A 16,251-nucleotide genomic window follows, 5' to 3' on the forward strand; every position below is an offset into this window, starting at 1 on the left:
GACCTTGTCCGCCAGCTCAACGCGCTTGGCCACGATGTCACTCTCGCCCCCGCAAGCTGACCGCCATCTCAAGCTCTGGCCAACGAACGCGTCAGCATGCCCGTGACCTGGGGAATTTTCCATTCAGGTGATGGCATGACGAGTCGCGGAAGCATCAGCGATTTGCTCCCGGTGTCCACGGTCACTTAATTCCCCAGGTGGTGGCCGTAGCAGCAGTCGGGCCCCCGCTCATGACGCGGAGCCCGACGGATCAGTCCTGCCAGTCCAGCTGCGGCTCGGGGATTCCGATGGAGTGCGCGTAATCCTGGGCCTGCCGACGGCCTTCCGCTTGGCTGCGCGGATAACGGAAGACCTTGTCGGCGAAGACCACGAACGCTTCCGTGGCTGTGTTGTAGTTGACATACCAACCTCCGGTCGGGGCCAGACAGGCGGCCAGCTGCTCAGCCAGACGCTCGGCGTCTGTCTCCTCGGCAGCGAAGTCCAGGAGAGTCCACTGCTGCGGCTGCTCGGCCGCAGCGCTGTTCACCTCCACTCTCGCGATCTTGGTCACGTGCAGCGGGACTCCGGCCAACTCGGCCCCGACCCGCAGACTTTCCGCGATCAGCACGCCTTCAAGCACCCGGTCCTCCTTGATCTCGACGCGGTGAGAGTAGCGAGGATCTGTGACAGCAGTGACCGTCGCGCGCTAGCCGTTCGTGGTCTCGTAGGCCACGGCCTCGGTCCAGCGTCCGCGGCCGTCCAGCACTTTTTCGAGAAGTGGTAAGCGGTCGACGGAGGCGAAGCTGCAGAGGACCGTGTTGTCCGGGAACCAGCAGATTCTCATGGCTGAAAGACCAGGTCTCCCTCTTCCGCCTTGCCGTTTGTCGGTTCCGGAACCTCGGGCTGCGTCGGGTCGAGGATGTCGTGCAGCTCGTCCACGTCCCTTCGCAAGAGGGCTGCGAGGGGCCGGAGGGTCGTCTCCCCGTCGGCGTAGCACCTGTACAGAGCCGATACGACGCGCACGGGGAATCGCCCGGCGGCGGCCCAGGCGAGCTGCCGCTGGAAGGCGTCTGTCGCTCCGGCGAGCAGGTGGCAGATCTGTGTGGTGAGGCCGCGGTAGTGCTGTGCCGACTGCGCCTCGATTAGGCGGAGTTGGCTCAGACGTGCGGCCAGGGCACTTGGCGAAACCTTGAAACCGACGACGAGCGCGGAGAATGCGTCGTCGCTGAGTTTGCCGTGGCTGTCGGCCAACTGCTCGAAGTGGTGCCTGACTTCCGGCTCAGGCATCAGCAGATTCGAAGCGAATACGTTGGCCCGCACCTCGGTCAGGTCCTTCTGGCGCCCTGGCGCGACATCGGACTCGACCACGGCTTCCTGAGCGTCCTGGGCCAGGATGTGGCCGAGTTCGTGTGCCAAGGTGAATCGCTGCCGGGTCCAGATCTCGGTGGGCTTGACGAGGATGAGACGGAACGTGTCGGTGTGCCAGGCAAGTCCGTCCACGCCGTCGGGTAGTTGGGTGACCGCGACGTCCACGCCAAAGGTCTCGGCGCACTTTGTGATCAGGGTGTCGGTTTCAAGATCGGCTACGGTCCAGGAGGCATCCGCCACCATGAGGGCAGCGGCGGCTTCCCGAGCCAGCCGCTCCCCCTGATCGATGTAACGCGTGAGGTCCGTACGCACGGTGGGCAGCATGGGCAGCTTCGGGAGTCGTCCCAGCAGCTGCAGCACCTCGTACACCTCGGTGAACCGGTTCGCGACGTCACCCACGTGCTCCCGCCCGGGGACCGTCGCGTCCGTCGTCCGCGCGGCCAATGAGGGACGCGACGACTCACGCCCCGTGAGCAGCCAGTCCACCGTCCTGCCGCCCGCCTCGGCGATCAACGCGGGATCGAGCGAGGTGAAGCGGCGCACGCCCTTGAGCGATTTGGACAGCTTGTCGGGCGTGAGCCCCACCTTCTCGGCGAACGCAGCCTGGCTCATTGAGGCTGCTCCCATAACCCTGCGCACGCGGTCGATCACAGTCTCATCCATGCACTCAGAGCAACCGAGGATTGCGAAAAGCGCAACGCCTTGGCCAAGGAGTTGGGCCTCATATCGGTTTACGCACGCGGGCTCGTCGTGGCGCACCTCGGCATATCGAACTCGGCCCAGACGCACTTGCCCGGGGCGGCCTCGCGGGGGGCCACGCCCCAACGGTCCGCGAGCCGCGCCACCAGCAGCATGCCGCGCCCGGACTCAGCGTCGGAGGCCGGCGGACTGGGCTCGGCTGGGTCCGGGACGCGCTCGCCGCGGGGGTCGGCGACCTCGAGACGGAGGACGTACGGCGTTCCGGTCAGCCGGAGGTGGAAGTCGCGGCCGGGGACGTGCCCGTGACGGACGGCGTTGGCGGCGAGTTCGGCGGCGATGAGGGTGACGGTCTCGTTCGTGACGGAGTCGTACGGGTGACCCCAGTCGGCGAGCCGGTGCGCGACGAGTCTGCGGGCGAGTCGTGCGCCGCGCGGGGTGGATGTGAAGCACATCACGAACTCCCGTGGGGGCAGGACGTTTTGTGGCAGGTGCCCGTCGGAGTGAGTTGCCTGATTCATGTCGCATACGGTCTCGTTGTGTGCGTAGCGTTGACCAGGCATAACGCTGTGACACGGAAGGGCTGTACGCGGTGCGGTCGGCGTTGTACGCGGCTTGGGCGTGACCGGTTCCGGGCGGGGGCGTTGGCGCGGGCGAGCAGGGTTTGCGGCGACGGGGTGAGAGGTGGCGGGGCATTGGAGGAGCGACAGGGCGAGGCCGTCACGGATGCGGATGCAGGGGCGCTGCCCGACGCCGAGTTCGGGGTGGCGATCCTGCAAGTGTTCGGGCAGCAGTTGAAGTTGTGCCGGTTACGGGCGGGGATGGACCGGGTGCGCTTCGGATCGCTGACGGGGTATTCGGCGTCGACCATCGCTTCCTTCGAGCAGGCGCGACGGATTCCGCCGCCGAAGTTCATCGACCAGGCGGACGAAGTCCTCAACGCTGGTGGGGTGTTGAAGGCGGGGAAGGAGGCTGTGGCGCAGGCACAGTTTCCGGCGTTCTTCCGAGATGCGGCGCGGTTGGAGGCGCAGGCGGTTGCCCTTCACGTGTACGCCACGAAGGCTGTTCCAGGGCTGCTTCAAACCGGAGAGTACGCCCGAGCGGTTTTCACCATCTGGCGGCCTCTGCTCGACGAGGAGACCGTCGAGCAGCGGGTCAGCGCGCGTCTGGCCCGCCAGGAGATCTTCTCCCGCAGACCGATGCCCACGATCAGCTTCGTCATCGAGGAGCACGTGCTGCGCCGCCCTCTGGGTGGGCGCGCCGTGATGCGAGGGCAGTTGGAGCAAATCATGCTGCACGGGCACCGACGCAACGTCGAGATCCAGGTGATGCCGATCGAGCGTGAAGAGCACGCCGCACTTGAGGGGCCTTTCACCTTGATCGAGACACGGGAAGGACGGAGGATCGCGTATGTGGAGGCGTACAAGGACAGCCGCCTCTACACCGATCGGATGTCGGTCCGGGAGATCGAGGAGCAGTACGGAATCCTCCGGGCCCAAGCGCTCACTCCGCGCGAATCGTTGGCCTTCGTCGAGAAGTTGCTGGGAGAAGGATGAACGTCGAACAGACAGGGCCGGTCGTAGTCGAGACCGCCTGGCTCAGGAGCAGTTACAGCACTGGCTCGGGTGGCGAGTGTGTGGAGGTTACGGCCAGTTCCGGCACCGTGCATATCCGCGACTCGAAGGACAGGACGCTGCCGGTCCTGTCCGTTTCCTCTGGGGAGTGGACGGCCTTCATACGGTTCACCGCGCAGAACTGACCTGAATAATCTGGAGACGTGTGACTCACCGGGAACCTTCCGGCGAGCCACACGCCTTCGGGCGTCATCCCGCACACCTTCTATTTCACTGCGGCGGGAGTCGCTGAAGCCGGGAGCGAGTTTCAACCACTCTACGAGTGGCTGTGACCAACAGACTCGATACACGCTAGGCCCGCCTGACCGCTTCCTACCCGGAGACTTGGGGCAGGGCTACGTCAGGCGCTTCGGCTACGCACGCCCGCAGATGCAAGCACCACCGTCGGCACTGACACCAGCACCGCCCAGCCCAGGCGGCGCGACTGGTAGGTGGCGCACATCTCCTCCACTCCGTCCTCCATCGACCCATGCGCGGGGCTCCAGTCGTTGCCGAGGACGGAGTGGCACTCGGATTGGGGATAAGCCGAGCTGATGTCCGGCGCGCTGGTCAGCAACCATAGGATCACGCCGAAGCCGACGCACGCCAAAAGCCACATGATTGTTCTGATCATGCCGTGACTATACGAATACTCACCTTGCCTCTTGGTCGACAGCTCCGGCAAAGCGACCTACGTCGGGTACGACAAGCTCTCCGAACAGGAGAAGTACGCCCTCCATCACGACCCTGACTACCCCCAACTGCTGGCCGACGCCCGCGAGAAGGCACAGGGCTGGACCGACGACATCGCCAAGGCAGTCAAGGCCGTCGACGAGGCCGACCAAAGCGTGAAGCGGGCGCTGGCCCGCGCGACGAGCGATGTTTCGACGGACGGTATCGGGATCGACGGGTTCAACGCCTCGGCTGTGGGTGACCTGGCGAAGGCCGGTAAGCCGGCTCCCAAGGCCACCACGAAGACCGACGGGTGGGTCTCTGAAGGTGAGAGCGAGGCCTCCGGCCCCGGCGTCGGGACATCGGTCACCGGGCCCAACACCGGAGCCGGCAAGCTGGGCGAGGCCGAGGCGCATGCTGACCTCGGCCGCGCCAGCGCGGAGGGCTCGCTCACCAACGGGCCGATGAAGCTCGCCGGGGAGGCCGAAGCCTACGCGGGCGCCAAGGTCTCCGCGTCCGGCGGCATCACCAACGAGTGCATCCAGGGTGAGGCCGGCGCCTTCGCGGGCGGCGAAGCCTCGGCCAAGGGGCGCGCCGACCTCGGCCCCGTCGGGGTGTACGGGCGTGCGGAGAGTATGGCGGGCGCCGAGGCCAGTGCCAATGCGGGGGCCGGCCTCGATGGTGTGCAGTTGGGTGGTGAGGCGTTCGCGGGTGCGAAGGATCGAAGTCACCAGCCACCGCGAGATCGGCTCAGCGGATGCGCCCGGCTTCACGCAGACGCTGGCCATCTCGGCCGTCGTCGGCGGCGTGGCCCGCGACCTCATCCAGTCCCAGGTGTACCTATCCATGCTGGACATCGCCGATCCGCGCAAGCGCGCGGTGATCCGCCTGGTCCTGACGACAACCGCGTCCCAATACCCCTACGTCCTGGGCGACTTCCAGGATTTCGTGCGCACTGTCCGCCCGGACACCAACGCGGCTTCGTAACGCGTTCCGCGCAAACGGCAAATCTTGCAGCTGCAACCCGACTCGACATAGGTTGACCTCATGGGCCTCTTCGACAAGCTGACCGGAACCAAGCACCCCGACGACGGTGTCGCGCCGCGCTTGGCCGAGGAGGTACGGGCAGCCCTGCTCGGCGTCAACCGACCCGATGTCCCGTACATCATCCGCAACGGCGCCGCGGAGGGCGCCGACCTGATGGCGGAGTGGCGGATGGCGGAGCCCGCCTGGCAGGCCATCTTCGTCCAGTCCCAACTGACTCGCGCCGTCCGGATCCGGATGCGCCTAGTCCCGGAGAACCATGAGGTGCGCGCCCTCGAGGAATCGTGGGAGGTCACCCGGGTCGGGAATCCGCCGAGGCTCAAGATTTCAGGGGCGTACTCGCGTGGGCCCGACAGGACCGTCTCCCGCCACTACACGATCGAACGCGGGGAGAACGGCGGCCTCGAAGCGACGGAGACTTTCCGCTTCAACGGTGCGGACCTGCGTAACCCCCTGCAGGACGCCGTCCTCAAGTCGGGCTGGACCTGGCGCAGCGTGATCTTCGGCAAGCTGTGAGGCCGACGGGACCCCGACTCGCCGCCGCCTTGGCGCTCGGCTTCCCCAACCGTCTGCCCGGAGTCACGGAGTCGTAGGCGCCAAGCAGCCATGTGCCTTCGAAGAGCGTTCGGCGAAGGTTCGGAGGACGGTTCTCGCGTACTCACGCTCCGCTTCCGTTGCCCGTTGTCCGTCAGTGTCCCGTGTGCGGGACACGATGAAGACCGCCCGCTCCGCGTCGGCCGGGCACGCGGCGGACCCCCAGTAGGATCCGTCTCCCGGAAGTCGCCCCTTGGGTGCGTCGGCGGGTGTGGGGTCCGAGGTGTACCGGAGCTCTTCCTTATAGCCGGCCTTCAGTTGAGCCGCGTACGCGCCGAAGTAAGCCACCAGGGAGTAGCGGTGGTTGCCCACGCCGTCGTCACCCAGGCGGCATTTCTCGAGGGGGGCTCTGTCGCGGGCGGTCTCCCAGGCCGTCGTGACGCCGGAGGTCGGGCGAATGCCTAGGCATGTGCCGGAAGCGCCTGACAGGGGCTCGAACTCCTCTTCCGTCACCGGGAGTCCGACCGTGCGGACCCGGCGCTGGCCCAGGTGGGTCACGCAGCCGTACGCCTTGGCCGCCTTCGCTGCCGTACCCGTGGCAATGCGTATGTAGGCGGGGCGGTTGGCCGGGTCGTCGAGGGTCGTGTCGAGTTCCGTCTCGACCGTCACCGCCAGGCCCTTGACCGGCTTGCCCGCCGACGTTTTCGAGCTACCCTCGCCGCAGGTCAGGAGCAGTGTGGTTGTTGCCTCACCGTCATTGATGGGGGCGGTGTCCGCGGCAAAGAGGCCCGACCAGCCATTTTCGATCGGTACGGGGAGCATGTCATTGGCAGGGACCCCGGCAAAGGAAACGGAGAGCCGGCTGTACACACCGATCCACGTCGTGTCGACGATGCTCACCTTCGCACTGCCGCCGCCGTCGTCGGTGCTCGCACTCACCTCGCAGGTGTCGATTCCGTCGCCGGATCTGCTCTCCACGTCCAGGCGGTCGTCACCCAGTACCGCACGGACGTCGTCCACGGGCAGCATGCCTCCGCAGGCGCGGCCCAGTTCACGGTCGTTCATGCCGTACAGCCAGACCGACCCGCCCAGGACCACCAGCGCTCCCGCCGTCGCGAGTGCCGTATTGCGGATGATCCGCTTTCGTCTCACCTCCACTGCTCCACCTCCCCGAGCAGCTTCGTTCCGTGGCAGTCCTGTACCTTCGGCCATCCGTCGGGGGCGTTCAGGTAACTGGTCATCAGTTTCTTTGCGGCGCCCGAGAGTTCGGCACGCTGGGAGCGGGTCAGGTCAATCCCGCCGTATTCGAGGTCCACGGAGTGCTCGTCGAGGTTCGGACGCACCGAGACCCGGTGGTACGTCGTGCCGCCCGCGCACTCCGAGCGGGCCCACAGGGCGAGTTCCGCGTCGTCGTCCCTGATGGTGTCCGGCCCGTCGTCGAAGCCGGGGTACTCACCGTCCCGCTCGTAGTCGCGGTACGCGCTGCGACCCAGCTCACCCACCCAGCTGGTGGCGTCGAGAGTGACAGGCTCCAGGTCGGCCGGCTGCGGGTCGGTGTAGTCGCCGTATTCGTCGGCCTGGCGATCGGCCCGGCACACGCTCACCAGGCGGGACTGCTGGAGATCGCCTGTCGTGGTCCAGGTGCCCTGCACGGGTGCCGATCCCTTGGCCGACATCCATCCGCATTTCTTGGCGCCCCGGCCCGGCTCGTCGACGCGGATGTCGTCGTAGTCCCCCTCGTCGACCGGACCGCCGTTCGCGTCGTGTTCCTCGTAGGTGTCGATCACCCGGGTGGGGAGATTCAGCGCGGTGCCGGACGGCGTGGATGTGGTTCCGCAGTGTTGCCGTTCCGCCATGGCGTTGGCGACATGTACGGCGATGCGGAACTCCGTGCGTACGGGCACCTTGTCCATTCCCACGGAGACGTACATCTGTGACGCCGGGCGCGCGCGCCCGGTCAGGCCCTTCGGGCACTCCGCGACGATCCAGAGCCTGCCCTTGTCGTCGCTTTCGCGGCCTGTGACGCCGGGGGCTTCGTAGCCCGGCGCCAGGAGATCCTCTGTCTTCACTTCGTACGGAAGGTGGTTGACGAGCGTCGCGGCCTCGACGTGCATACCACCGCGCTCCTCCCAGTCCAGGGTGCAGTTCAGCAGCGAGCGGCTCTCCTGACCGGGTTGCAGCAGGGTGCCGTACTGGTCGAGCGTTCCTCGTACGTCGTCCGGTACGTGATCGCGGAGTTCGTCGTACGGCAGCAGGCCTCCGCAGGCCTTCTTCAACTGGGCCCTGTTGGCGGCGAGATGGCCGCCCTCGTCGTCCGACATCAGCGTCACGCCAGCCGCCGCGAGCAGGCCCAGCGTCAGGACCCCGGCCAGGGGAAGCCGCAGCTTCTTCGGTATCCGTCCCATCGCTCCCGTTCCCCCGTCCCTCGGCGGCGGAGATCAGCACTCGCCCACGCGGCTCGACACCGCGAACGTGTACTTCGGCTCCTTCACCACCGCCGCGTCACCCGACAGTCCGGGTGCCACCGTCTCGATGTACCCCTCGTGTGTGCGCTTGACGTGCATGCAGAAAGACGTCCCTGCCCCGCTGGCCGTGATCCGGTAGTAGGCCTCGTCGGACGTCGTCTCGCCGGTGAGCGCGGCGTCCACACCGAACTGGGGGGCGTCGCCACCACCGTGCTCGACGACCTCGTCTTCGACCTTCATGGCGTATTCGCCCTCAAAGTCGGCAGGGGCGTCACCCTCCAGTGGGTCGCCGTAGGTGAAGCTGCCGTCCAAGGCAGTCGTGGCGCCCCGTACCGCGCTCGTCAGCTCGTCGTCGCTCCACTTCGAGTCGTCCTCGACGGCCAGGCCCTGGAATCCGGAGACGACGCCGCCCACCGCCATACCGATCAGAAGGATGCGGGCGACGACGAATGCCCCGTCCGGGATGTCGGGTGCGGACGGGTTGAGGGACTCACGCCACGACCGGACACGGTCCGCCTTCACGCAGGCCATGGCAACCAGCACTGCGGACAGGATGAAGAGAATCACCGATAGTTTGGTCAACATGCCGGGCCTCCTATGTCCCTTCGCCGCCTCCGCGCGTCCCGTACCGCCACCGCCGTCCCGCTCAACCCCGCCACCAGGACCAGGCCGCCGACCACCACGTACGTGCCCAGGCGCGTGTTCCGCTCCTCCGGCGTCTCGCCGAAGTGCACCGGTGCCACCGACGGTGCCTCGCCCCTCGCAACGCCGTTCTCGGGTCTGGGGGACTCCACCGGGTTCGCCGGGTCCACGTCCGTCAGGGCCTTGACCGGGTCGACCACGCCCCAGCCGACCAGGCGGTCGTGGCCGGGGATGGAGCGTTCCGCGGTCTGCTGGATCTGGGCGACGATCTGCTGGGCGGTCCACTTGGGGTACTTGGCCTTCAGCAGGGCGGCAACGCCCGCTACATACGGGGCCGAGAAGCTGGTGCCGTTGTCGGAGCAGTGGCCGTTGCCGGGGACCGTGGAGATCATGTCGACGCCCGGTGCCGCCACGCCCACGAACTCGCCGGACTGGGAGAAAGGGGCCCGCTCGTTGTTGCGGTCGGAGGAGGCCACCGCCAGGACGCCCTCGTACGACGCCGGGTAGGTGACCTTGACGTTGCCGCCGAGGCCGTCGTTGCCCGCCGAGGCCACGACAACCACTTGCTGGGCCAGGGCGTAGTCCACCGCCTGCTTCAGGCGCGGGTCGGGTTCGACGGCGTTCGCCGTGTCCTGGGAGATGTTGATGACGTCAGCGCCCGCGTCCACCGCGTGGCGGATCGCCCTGCCGAGAGATTCCGCCGTTCCGTTCCCCTCCGCGTCGTTCTGCTTGATCGGGATGATCGTGGCGTCCGGAGCCAGACCCACGAAGCCGGTTCCCTTTGCGGGGCGGGCGGCGATGATGCCGGCCACGCGCGTGCCGTGGCCGACGGTGTCCGTGGTGCCCTGCTCGTTGCCGCGTTCGATCTTCTCGCCCTTGGCGTTCTTGGGGGGCAGGAAGTTCTTGCCCTTCGACGCGTCGACGGCCTGCTTCAACTGCGGGTTCTTGACGTCGACCCCGGTGTCGATCACGGCGACCTGGACGCCCTTGCCCTTCGACTGCGCCCACAGCTCGTCGAGGTTGACGCGCTGCAGTGCCCAGGGCAGGCCCTCGTACTTCTTGGACGGGAAGGTGCACTGGCCGCTGTCGTCCGCCCGTGCCGCGGGGGCCGGGAGGACGAACAGTGTCGTCGCCGTGAGGGCGGTTGTGGCGAGGAGGGCCGCCACGACCGTACGGCCCTTGGGCCTCATGTCGCCTGCCTTCAGCATGAGTTCGCTCTCCTACGTGGCCCGCGGCTACGAACCCTGGGGCTGCCGTGCGGCCGCCTCCGACAGGCGCGGACCGGTCGGCAGGAACGTCGACCACTCCGCGGGGACGGGCGTCGGGTTGACCTTCTCGTAGCCGAGCCGGGTCTGGGCGATCTTCGCTTCGGTCAGCTCTCGCTTGCGCTGCTCGGCGGAGGTGCCGATGCCCTGGTCGTCGGTGGCGCTGTCGCTGTTGGACTGCAGGGCGTAGCGCAGGCCGGTGTCGGTGACCAGGAAGACGCTGCCTGCCTTGGTCTCCGTGCCCTTGAACTGGCGGTAGAGCTGGCCGGAGCCGGGGGTGACGTACGCGCTGGAGGAGCCGGTGGGCAGTTGCGCGGGGAATTCGGTGCCCACCCAGGTGGACAGGGTCGTCGCGCCGCTGTCGGCGTTCACCGAGCGCAGGACGTTGCAGACGGCGTTGCGGCCGGTGGTGGTGCCGGCGGCGGTGTTGACCGTCTTCGGCTTGTACGTCGGCCACTTCCTGTCGCCGAGGAACGTCGTGCTGTCGACGACGGCGCCGGGGCTGACCTGTTGGGCCTCGCCCGCCTGGCCGACGGCGACGAGGGCGCCGCTGTTGAGCAGCAGCGTGGCCGTGAACTCGGAGATACGGGCCACTTCGCCGGGCAGCACGACGTAGTACTGCATCCGCGTGCCGTCGTAGGCCTTGATGACCATGCCGACCTTGTCGTACTCCCCGAGGATCTCGGAGGCGCCCGCGGGCTCTCCCGGTGTGCCCTCGATCGACGGGATCTCGAGCTGGTCGCCCTTGTGCAGGGTGTCGAGCCATTCCTGGGAGACGCGCTGCGGGTCGCGGCCCTGGGTGTCGAGGGCCTTGAGGAGTTCCTTGTCGGTCGGGTCGGCGAGCTGGTACGCGTAGCCGCGCGAGTCGACGACGTACTGGGTCTTGCCGTCCGGGCCCACGACGTACATCAGGTCGCCGCCGGAGAGCCTGTTGGGGCCCTCGGTCCTGGACCACTCCTTCTCGGCGAGGACGAACGCCGCCTTCTGGATGGCCCGGCCGCCGTCGCCGGGGCGCTCGCAGACCGCCCAGCGCTTGGCGGTCTCCGCCTCGCCGTCGGAGGGCAGCCGGTCGGGGGCGTACGGGATGCCGACCGTGGCGCCGTGCGGCGGCTTGCCGCTGTCGAGGACCTTCTCGTCGACGGTGATGATGCTGTTCTTGTTCGGGTCCAGGAGCAGCTTGGCGGACGCCATGTTGAGCACCGGATGCAGCTGCTTCTCGCCGTCCGTCTTCAGCACGACGTAGCGGGTGGTCGAGTCGCTCGCGACGATGACGTGCTCGCCCGGCGCGTCCCAGCCCTTGGGTGCCGTGGGGCTGAACAGGCCGATGGCGCCGAACACCGCGAGGATCACCACGCCGACGACGACGCCGGGCCAGACCGCGCTCAGCGGCTTCGGTGCGCCCTCCTCCGAACCCGACGGCGAGGGTTGCAGGAACGACGCGAGTGTGCGGCGCTTCGCGAAGGTGTAGGCGTTGAGTTCATCGCGCCGTGATGCCATCTCTGTCCGCTCACTCCCCGTGCGGAGCCATGGGGACCGTCAAGATCCGTCCCCCGCCCATGGTTGCCTCTGGTGACTCAGTTGTCAGACCCGGCCCCTACTATGCCTGTTGCGTGGCCGTACCTGTGTCACGGGTAGGGTGCTCAGGGCTTCAAGTGGCCTGTGCTGCAGGGAATTCGGGAGAGTTCGGGGGGTTTGGAGTGATGGCTTCCGTACCGCGGGCCCGGTCGCGATCGCAATCCAGGGCGCGATCGGGTGGCGACGGCCGGTCGGGTTCCCAGGGCCCCGCATCCGCCGCGCGTCGTACGACGGGTCCGGCCGCGGCCGTCGGCAGTGCTGTCACGCCCCAGCTGAGGGGGCGTTCGGGCCGCGGCGGTTCGTTCGCGGTGCAGCGGCTGGTCCTGCTGGAGTTGGCGGCGGCGCTTGTGGTGTGCGGCTGGGTCATCGGCACGTATGCGCTGGTGCCGGCGGCCGTCGTCGCCGTGATTCTCGTGGTGCTTGCGGTCGTACGACGCCGTGGGCGTTCCCTGCCCGAGTGGCTGGCCGGCGTGCAGGCCCTGCGGTCCCGCCGCAGGAGAGCCGAGAACACGCCGGTACCGCCCGGCACCGACGCCGGGCTGGCGCCCGCCGTCGAGTGCGACCCGAGCCTGCGCACGTACAGCTACAGCCGCGGCGACGACCGCGACCAGCGGCCGGTGGGCATGGTGGGCGACGGGGGCTTCCTGACCGCGGTGCTCCAGGTGGAGGCGGACGCCGGTGCCCTGCGCGCCGAGCGCAGCCTCAGACCGCTGCCTGTGGCGCTGGTACGGGACGTCCTGGACGTGGACGGGATACGTCTGGAGTCGGCGCAGATCGTGGTGCACACCCAGCCCGCGCCCGCACCGCATCTGCCCCAGCAGTCGGTCGTGGTGACCAACTACACACAGCTCCAGGCGGGGACCGCCTCCCCCGCGGTCCGGATCATGTGGATCGCGCTGAAGCTGGATCCCGAGTTGTGCCCGGAGGCCGTGGCCGCGCGCGGCGGTGGGCTCGTCGGGGCGCAGAAGTGCCTGGTGCGGTCGGCGGAGCATCTGTCGAGCCGACTGACGGGTGCCGGATTCCGGGTGAGCGTGCTCGCGGAGGAGGAGGTGACCTCCGCCATCGCCACCTCGGCCTGCGCCAACCCGATGGTGACGGCCCAGGCCGGGCAGAGCGAGGCACCCCGGCGGCGGACCGAGGAGTCCAGCCGCAGCTGGCGCTGCGACAACCGCCGGCACACCACCTACTGGGTGCGCCGCTGGCCTCCGCTCGGCGGCTCCTCCGGCGTCGGACTGCCGCAGCTGGTGGCGCAGTTGACGGCGGTGCCCGCGCTGGCGACGACATTCAGTCTGACGCTGGCCCGTGGTGATCGGCAGGACGTCTCGGTCACCGGGCATGTGCGGATCACCGGCCGCAGCAGCAGCGAACTGGCCACGTCGCGGCGTGACCTCGAGCGTTGCGCACGGCAGATGCGGACGGGCCTTGCACGTCTGGACCGGGAACAACTCCCCGGCGTTCTCGCCACTCTGCCGCTCGGAGGTGCCCGCTGATGGCCATGACGACATCCACCCGTACCTCCCCGGCGGGTGCCGACGGCGCGCAGGGCACCGGCTTCGCGGAGCGCCTGCGCACGGGCTTCGGCCTGCTGGGCCCCCGGCACTCGCGGCACGCGCTGCCCGTGGAGCAGGTCGACGCGCTGTCCCTGCCCATCGGGGACGACGGCGTCGTGGTGGGCGTCAACGCGGAGGGTCAGCCCGCCGTGCTCGGGGTGAACCGTCCCACGCCGTACGACATCGTGCTCATCGGCGGTCTGTGGACGGCGCAGGTGCTGGCGCTGCGGGCGGCGGCGACTGGAGCGCGAGTGGCAGTGGAGACCGGCAGGGCACAGCAGTGGGCACAGGTGGTCCAGGCGGTGGGCGGCGGCCAGTCCGGGATGACCGTGCACGACGTGGGGCGGGTGCCCCCGCAGGGTGCCTCTGCGGGCGGGCCTGTTCTCGTGATCCGTGACTGCGGCATGCGTCCGCCACGCGGGCGCGTGGCGTCGGCGCCCTGGCAGTCGGTGCTGACGCTCCTGCCGTATCTGAGCCCGGTCGCACCGCGGTTGATCCGCCAGGCGCGTCTCGTGGGCGTGCAGCGCGTCTCACCTGACGAAGCAGCGGAGATAGGGCGTGTGACGGGACTGCCCCGCGCCGAGTACGAGTCCCTGCCCACGCTCGCCGATGGCGTGACGCTGTGGTGCACGGAACGGGACCGTCAATACGTGATGACGCAGCCGACGGACGCCGAGATCGGCTTGCTGGGTACCGCGCGGCGGATGGACTGAGGGATTGGTGGACTGACTGGTCGACTCCTTGGCCGTCATGGGGTGGTTGAGGGGGTTTCGTGTCACATCGTGAGCGGCCTGGCGCCGTTATTTCCCGGTTTATTTGCTGGTGTGGTGGCGCGTACGGTTGTAGCTGACAGGTTGTGTCTGTCGCGGGCGGGCGATGAGGGCGGACGGGCCTGCCGGGGCTCGCCCTGTGGTGATTAGGCTGGGACCTGGCGCGACGCCAGAACCCGTGGAGCGGGCATCGGCGTCTGCAGGGGGAGAGCCGGTGGATCGGACGACCTCGAACACGTACGGACGACAAGAACTGGTCGCCCCAGCACGGCATGAGGGTGCTCGACCACACCAGGAGGAACTGTGAGCAGCGATCGGGACGGGATCCGCGGGGGCTGGGCAACGCCCGGCGATGACCAGCCCGACGCGGAGTCCGCCGTCGAGACGACGGGCGAGTTCACCATCGACTATGCGCCGCCTGCCTGGTACACGCAGAACGCGTCGGGGGGTTCGTCGTCGGCATCGTCCTCGTCGTCGCCTTCTGCGGGTTCTCCGTCGCCCTCCTCTTCGGCTCCTTCGGCGCCTTCAGCGCCGGAATACCTGCCCGGGTTGACTCCGCCGGTGCACTCGGCTCCGGGGGCTCCTTTCACTCCGCCTCCGCCCGCGGCTGCGCCTGCGCCCACTCCTGGAGCGCCCTTCACGCCCCCTCCGCCGGCGCCTGCGCCCGGGGCTCCCTTCACGCCTCCGGCGCCGGCTCCCGGCGCGCCGTACACGCCGCCCGCACCGCCGACCGGTGGGCCGGCCGGCGTGCCCAGGCTTCCGGTGGGGAGTGGGTTCGAGCCGCAGCGGCCCGAGGCGGAGACCGGGGACGGCACTTCTGCTGATCCCACCTCTCCTGCGGCCGTGCCGAGCATTCCGGTCAGTGGGTTCGCGTCGCCGACGGACTCGGAGGCTGCGGAGGCCACGGAGGCTTCGGGCGAGGCCGACTCCGGGAACGGTGACCTGGAGAGCGGCGCCACGATGCGGTTCTCCTCGGTCGCCCTGAAGCGGGAGATCCAGGAGCGGGCTGCTGCCGCGGCTGAGGCAGAGGCCGCTGCCGATGCAACACAGGACGCGGTGGACGAGGACGAGGCGGACTCCCCGGCCGACGTCGAGGACGAGGCCTCCGAAGAGGTCACGGACGCGAGCGACGCGGCTGACGAGGACGGCGCTGCCGCCGCTGTCGTGGGCGACGTCGACGACGTGACCTCCGTGGACGTCGACCTGGAGGGCGCGGAACCTGGCAGGGCGGAACCGGAGGATGCCGAGGTGGAGGTCGTCGAACAGGCGGCAACCGCGGACGGCGAGGCGGAGGAGGCCGAGCCGGAGGACACCGCTCCCGCCGACGCCGAGCCGTCCGACGCCGAGTTCTCCGATGACGGGGCCTCCGACGACGCGGCTGCCGAACCGTCCGATGCCACGCCGGCCGACGCCGAGCCGTCGGATGCGGTGCCTGCAGATGCGGTGCCCTCGGACGCGACGCCTCACGACGACGCACCCCAGGACAGCACCCCCGAGGACGCCGTACCGGCCCCGTCCGATGCGCCGCGGGACACGCCGTCGGCCTGGACGCCCCCGCCGGCGCCGCAGGGCGGGCTGCCTCCGTTGCCGCCGTCGTACCAGCCCGCGGCCCCGGCACCCGCCGCCCAGTGGCCCGCGCAGCCCCAGCCGCAGCCGCAGCAGGCGGAACCAGCCGCGCCCACGCAGCCGCAGCCGCCCGTGCCGCCTCAGCAGCCGACCTTCCAGCCGCAGCCCGCGCCGGCCGCCTGGACTCCGCCGCCTGCACCGACGCCGCCGGCCCCATCGCCCGCCGCACCGCAGCCCGCCCCCGGCTTCCCACCGGTCGGCACCCCGGCTCCGGCCGCCCACCAGCCGGGCTCCGCGCCCACGCCCAACCCTCAGCAGGGCTACGGCTTCCCGCCCCCCGGCGTGCCCAACGCCCAGGGCGGCTACGGCTTCCCGCAGCCCGGCACCCCGGCCTCCGCCGCCCCGAACGCCCAGCCGCACCAAGCCCCTTCCGCCCCCCATGCACCGACCCCGCCCAACACCCCCGGCGGCTACGGCTTCCCCCAGCCCGGCGCCACCCCCAGCACCCCTCC

Annotated in this window: 17 protein-coding genes; 7 read left to right on the forward strand and 10 right to left on the reverse strand. The window is 69.2% G+C overall.

From position 1 onward, the window contains the following. Positions 1-250: 250 nt before the first annotated feature. The 4 genes from ACTWQJ_RS27305 to ACTWQJ_RS27320 all read right to left on the reverse strand — a co-directional run bounded on the left by ACTWQJ_RS27305 (position 251) and on the right by ACTWQJ_RS27320 (position 2,564). Positions 251-619: a hypothetical protein gene (locus tag ACTWQJ_RS27305; protein ID WP_443309195.1), complete on the reverse strand. Its 369-nt coding sequence runs from the start codon at positions 617-619 to the stop codon at positions 251-253. A gap of 66 nt (positions 620-685) precedes the next feature. Continuing rightward, complete coding sequence (locus ACTWQJ_RS27310; protein WP_443309197.1) at positions 686-823, reverse strand: hypothetical protein; 138 nt, start codon at positions 821-823, stop codon at positions 686-688. Then, on the reverse strand, positions 820-1,998 hold the full coding sequence (locus ACTWQJ_RS27315) for a helix-turn-helix domain-containing protein (RefSeq protein WP_443309198.1): 1,179 nt from the start codon (positions 1,996-1,998) through the stop codon (positions 820-822). Before ACTWQJ_RS27315 ends, ACTWQJ_RS27310 begins: the two co-directional genes overlap by 4 nt. Before the next feature lie 80 nt (positions 1,999-2,078). After that, entirely contained in the window at positions 2,079-2,564 is a 486-nt protein-coding gene (locus tag ACTWQJ_RS27320) for an ATP-binding protein (protein WP_443309199.1), read from the reverse strand. Between the two features lie 174 nt (positions 2,565-2,738). Here ACTWQJ_RS27320 and ACTWQJ_RS27325 point away from each other — a divergent pair, with 174 nt between their 5' ends. Further along, complete coding sequence (locus tag ACTWQJ_RS27325; protein ID WP_443309200.1) at positions 2,739-3,599, forward strand: helix-turn-helix domain-containing protein; 861 nt, start codon at positions 2,739-2,741, stop codon at positions 3,597-3,599. Then, positions 3,596-3,802 (forward strand): DUF397 domain-containing protein, encoded by a 207-nt coding sequence (locus ACTWQJ_RS27330; protein WP_443309201.1) that lies wholly within the window; start codon positions 3,596-3,598, stop codon positions 3,800-3,802. Before ACTWQJ_RS27325 ends, ACTWQJ_RS27330 begins: the two co-directional genes overlap by 4 nt. A 215-nt stretch (positions 3,803-4,017) precedes the next feature. On the opposite strand, the gene ACTWQJ_RS27335 is transcribed toward ACTWQJ_RS27330, so the two are convergent. Beyond that, complete coding sequence (locus ACTWQJ_RS27335; protein ID WP_443309202.1) at positions 4,018-4,290, reverse strand: hypothetical protein; 273 nt, start codon at positions 4,288-4,290, stop codon at positions 4,018-4,020. A gap of 31 nt (positions 4,291-4,321) precedes the next feature. Between ACTWQJ_RS27335 and ACTWQJ_RS27340 the strand changes: the two genes are divergently transcribed. Together ACTWQJ_RS27340 and ACTWQJ_RS27345 are read left to right on the forward strand one after the other, a co-directional pair. Then, positions 4,322-5,371 carry a hypothetical protein gene (locus ACTWQJ_RS27340; RefSeq protein ID WP_443309203.1) on the forward strand — a complete coding sequence of 350 codons (1,050 nt, stop codon included), beginning with the start codon at positions 4,322-4,324 and terminating at the stop codon, positions 5,369-5,371. Between the two features lie 4 nt (positions 5,372-5,375). Next, positions 5,376-5,888: a hypothetical protein gene (locus ACTWQJ_RS27345; RefSeq protein WP_443309204.1), complete on the forward strand. Its 513-nt coding sequence runs from the start codon at positions 5,376-5,378 to the stop codon at positions 5,886-5,888. Positions 5,889-5,951: 63 nt separating this feature from the next. On the opposite strand, the gene ACTWQJ_RS27350 is transcribed toward ACTWQJ_RS27345, so the two are convergent. Genes ACTWQJ_RS27350 through eccB form a run of 5 tightly spaced genes read right to left on the reverse strand, consistent with a single transcriptional unit; the run spans position 5,952 to position 11,775 of the window. After that, a complete protein-coding gene (locus ACTWQJ_RS27350; RefSeq protein WP_443309205.1) occupies positions 5,952-7,064 on the reverse strand; it encodes a hypothetical protein in 1,113 nt (370 codons plus the stop codon). Then, entirely contained in the window at positions 7,055-8,311 is a 1,257-nt protein-coding gene (locus tag ACTWQJ_RS27355) for a hypothetical protein (protein WP_443309206.1), read from the reverse strand. The genes ACTWQJ_RS27350 and ACTWQJ_RS27355 overlap by 10 nt, the downstream gene beginning before the upstream one ends. A gap of 33 nt (positions 8,312-8,344) precedes the next feature. After that, positions 8,345-8,956 carry a hypothetical protein gene (locus tag ACTWQJ_RS27360; RefSeq protein ID WP_443309207.1) on the reverse strand — a complete coding sequence of 204 codons (612 nt, stop codon included), beginning with the start codon at positions 8,954-8,956 and terminating at the stop codon, positions 8,345-8,347. Continuing rightward, positions 8,950-10,221: a type VII secretion-associated serine protease mycosin gene (gene mycP / locus ACTWQJ_RS27365; RefSeq protein WP_443309208.1), complete on the reverse strand. Its 1,272-nt coding sequence runs from the start codon at positions 10,219-10,221 to the stop codon at positions 8,950-8,952. Before mycP ends, ACTWQJ_RS27360 begins: the two co-directional genes overlap by 7 nt. Positions 10,222-10,248: 27 nt before the next feature. Continuing rightward, positions 10,249-11,775, reverse strand: coding sequence for a type VII secretion protein EccB (eccB, locus tag ACTWQJ_RS27370; RefSeq protein WP_443309209.1), 1,527 nt, complete (start codon positions 11,773-11,775; stop codon positions 10,249-10,251). Between the two features lie 203 nt (positions 11,776-11,978). Here eccB and eccE point away from each other — a divergent pair, with 203 nt between their 5' ends. The 3 genes from eccE to ACTWQJ_RS27385 form a co-directional block, all read left to right on the forward strand. Then, the gene (eccE, locus tag ACTWQJ_RS27375; protein ID WP_443309210.1) at positions 11,979-13,343 is read left to right on the forward strand and encodes a type VII secretion protein EccE; all 1,365 of its coding nucleotides are present in this window, start codon (positions 11,979-11,981) and stop codon (positions 13,341-13,343) included. Further along, positions 13,343-14,116 (forward strand): hypothetical protein, encoded by a 774-nt coding sequence (locus ACTWQJ_RS27380; protein WP_443309211.1) that lies wholly within the window; start codon positions 13,343-13,345, stop codon positions 14,114-14,116. Before eccE ends, ACTWQJ_RS27380 begins: the two co-directional genes overlap by 1 nt. Before the next feature lie 360 nt (positions 14,117-14,476). Next, positions 14,477-16,251: SCO5717 family growth-regulating ATPase (locus tag ACTWQJ_RS27385; protein ID WP_443309212.1), on the forward strand; the 1,775-nt coding region annotated here is incomplete at its 3' end.

Origin of the sequence: Streptomyces sp. KR55 (assembly GCF_052245645.1) — a bacterium.
GTDB classification, from domain to species: Bacteria; Actinomycetota; Actinomycetes; order Streptomycetales; family Streptomycetaceae; genus Streptomyces; species Streptomyces flavusporus.

Coding starts and splice junctions, on each gene's coding strand:
- ACTWQJ_RS27310 (WP_443309197.1), bottom strand. CDS start 823: ATGAGAATCTGCTGGTTCCCGGACAACACGGTCCTCTGCAGCTTCGCC.
- ACTWQJ_RS27320 (WP_443309199.1), bottom strand. CDS start 2,564: ATGAATCAGGCAACTCACTCCGACGGGCACCTGCCACAAAACGTCCTG.
- ACTWQJ_RS27330 (WP_443309201.1), top strand. CDS start 3,596: ATGAACGTCGAACAGACAGGGCCGGTCGTAGTCGAGACCGCCTGGCTC.
- ACTWQJ_RS27335 (WP_443309202.1), bottom strand. CDS start 4,290: ATGATCAGAACAATCATGTGGCTTTTGGCGTGCGTCGGCTTCGGCGTG.
- ACTWQJ_RS27345 (WP_443309204.1), top strand. CDS start 5,376: ATGGGCCTCTTCGACAAGCTGACCGGAACCAAGCACCCCGACGACGGT.
- ACTWQJ_RS27355 (WP_443309206.1), bottom strand. CDS start 8,311: ATGGGACGGATACCGAAGAAGCTGCGGCTTCCCCTGGCCGGGGTCCTG.
- ACTWQJ_RS27360 (WP_443309207.1), bottom strand. CDS start 8,956: ATGTTGACCAAACTATCGGTGATTCTCTTCATCCTGTCCGCAGTGCTG.
- mycP (WP_443309208.1), bottom strand. CDS start 10,221: ATGCTGAAGGCAGGCGACATGAGGCCCAAGGGCCGTACGGTCGTGGCG.
- eccB (WP_443309209.1), bottom strand. CDS start 11,775: ATGGCATCACGGCGCGATGAACTCAACGCCTACACCTTCGCGAAGCGC.
- eccE (WP_443309210.1), top strand. CDS start 11,979: ATGGCTTCCGTACCGCGGGCCCGGTCGCGATCGCAATCCAGGGCGCGA.
- ACTWQJ_RS27380 (WP_443309211.1), top strand. CDS start 13,343: ATGGCCATGACGACATCCACCCGTACCTCCCCGGCGGGTGCCGACGGC.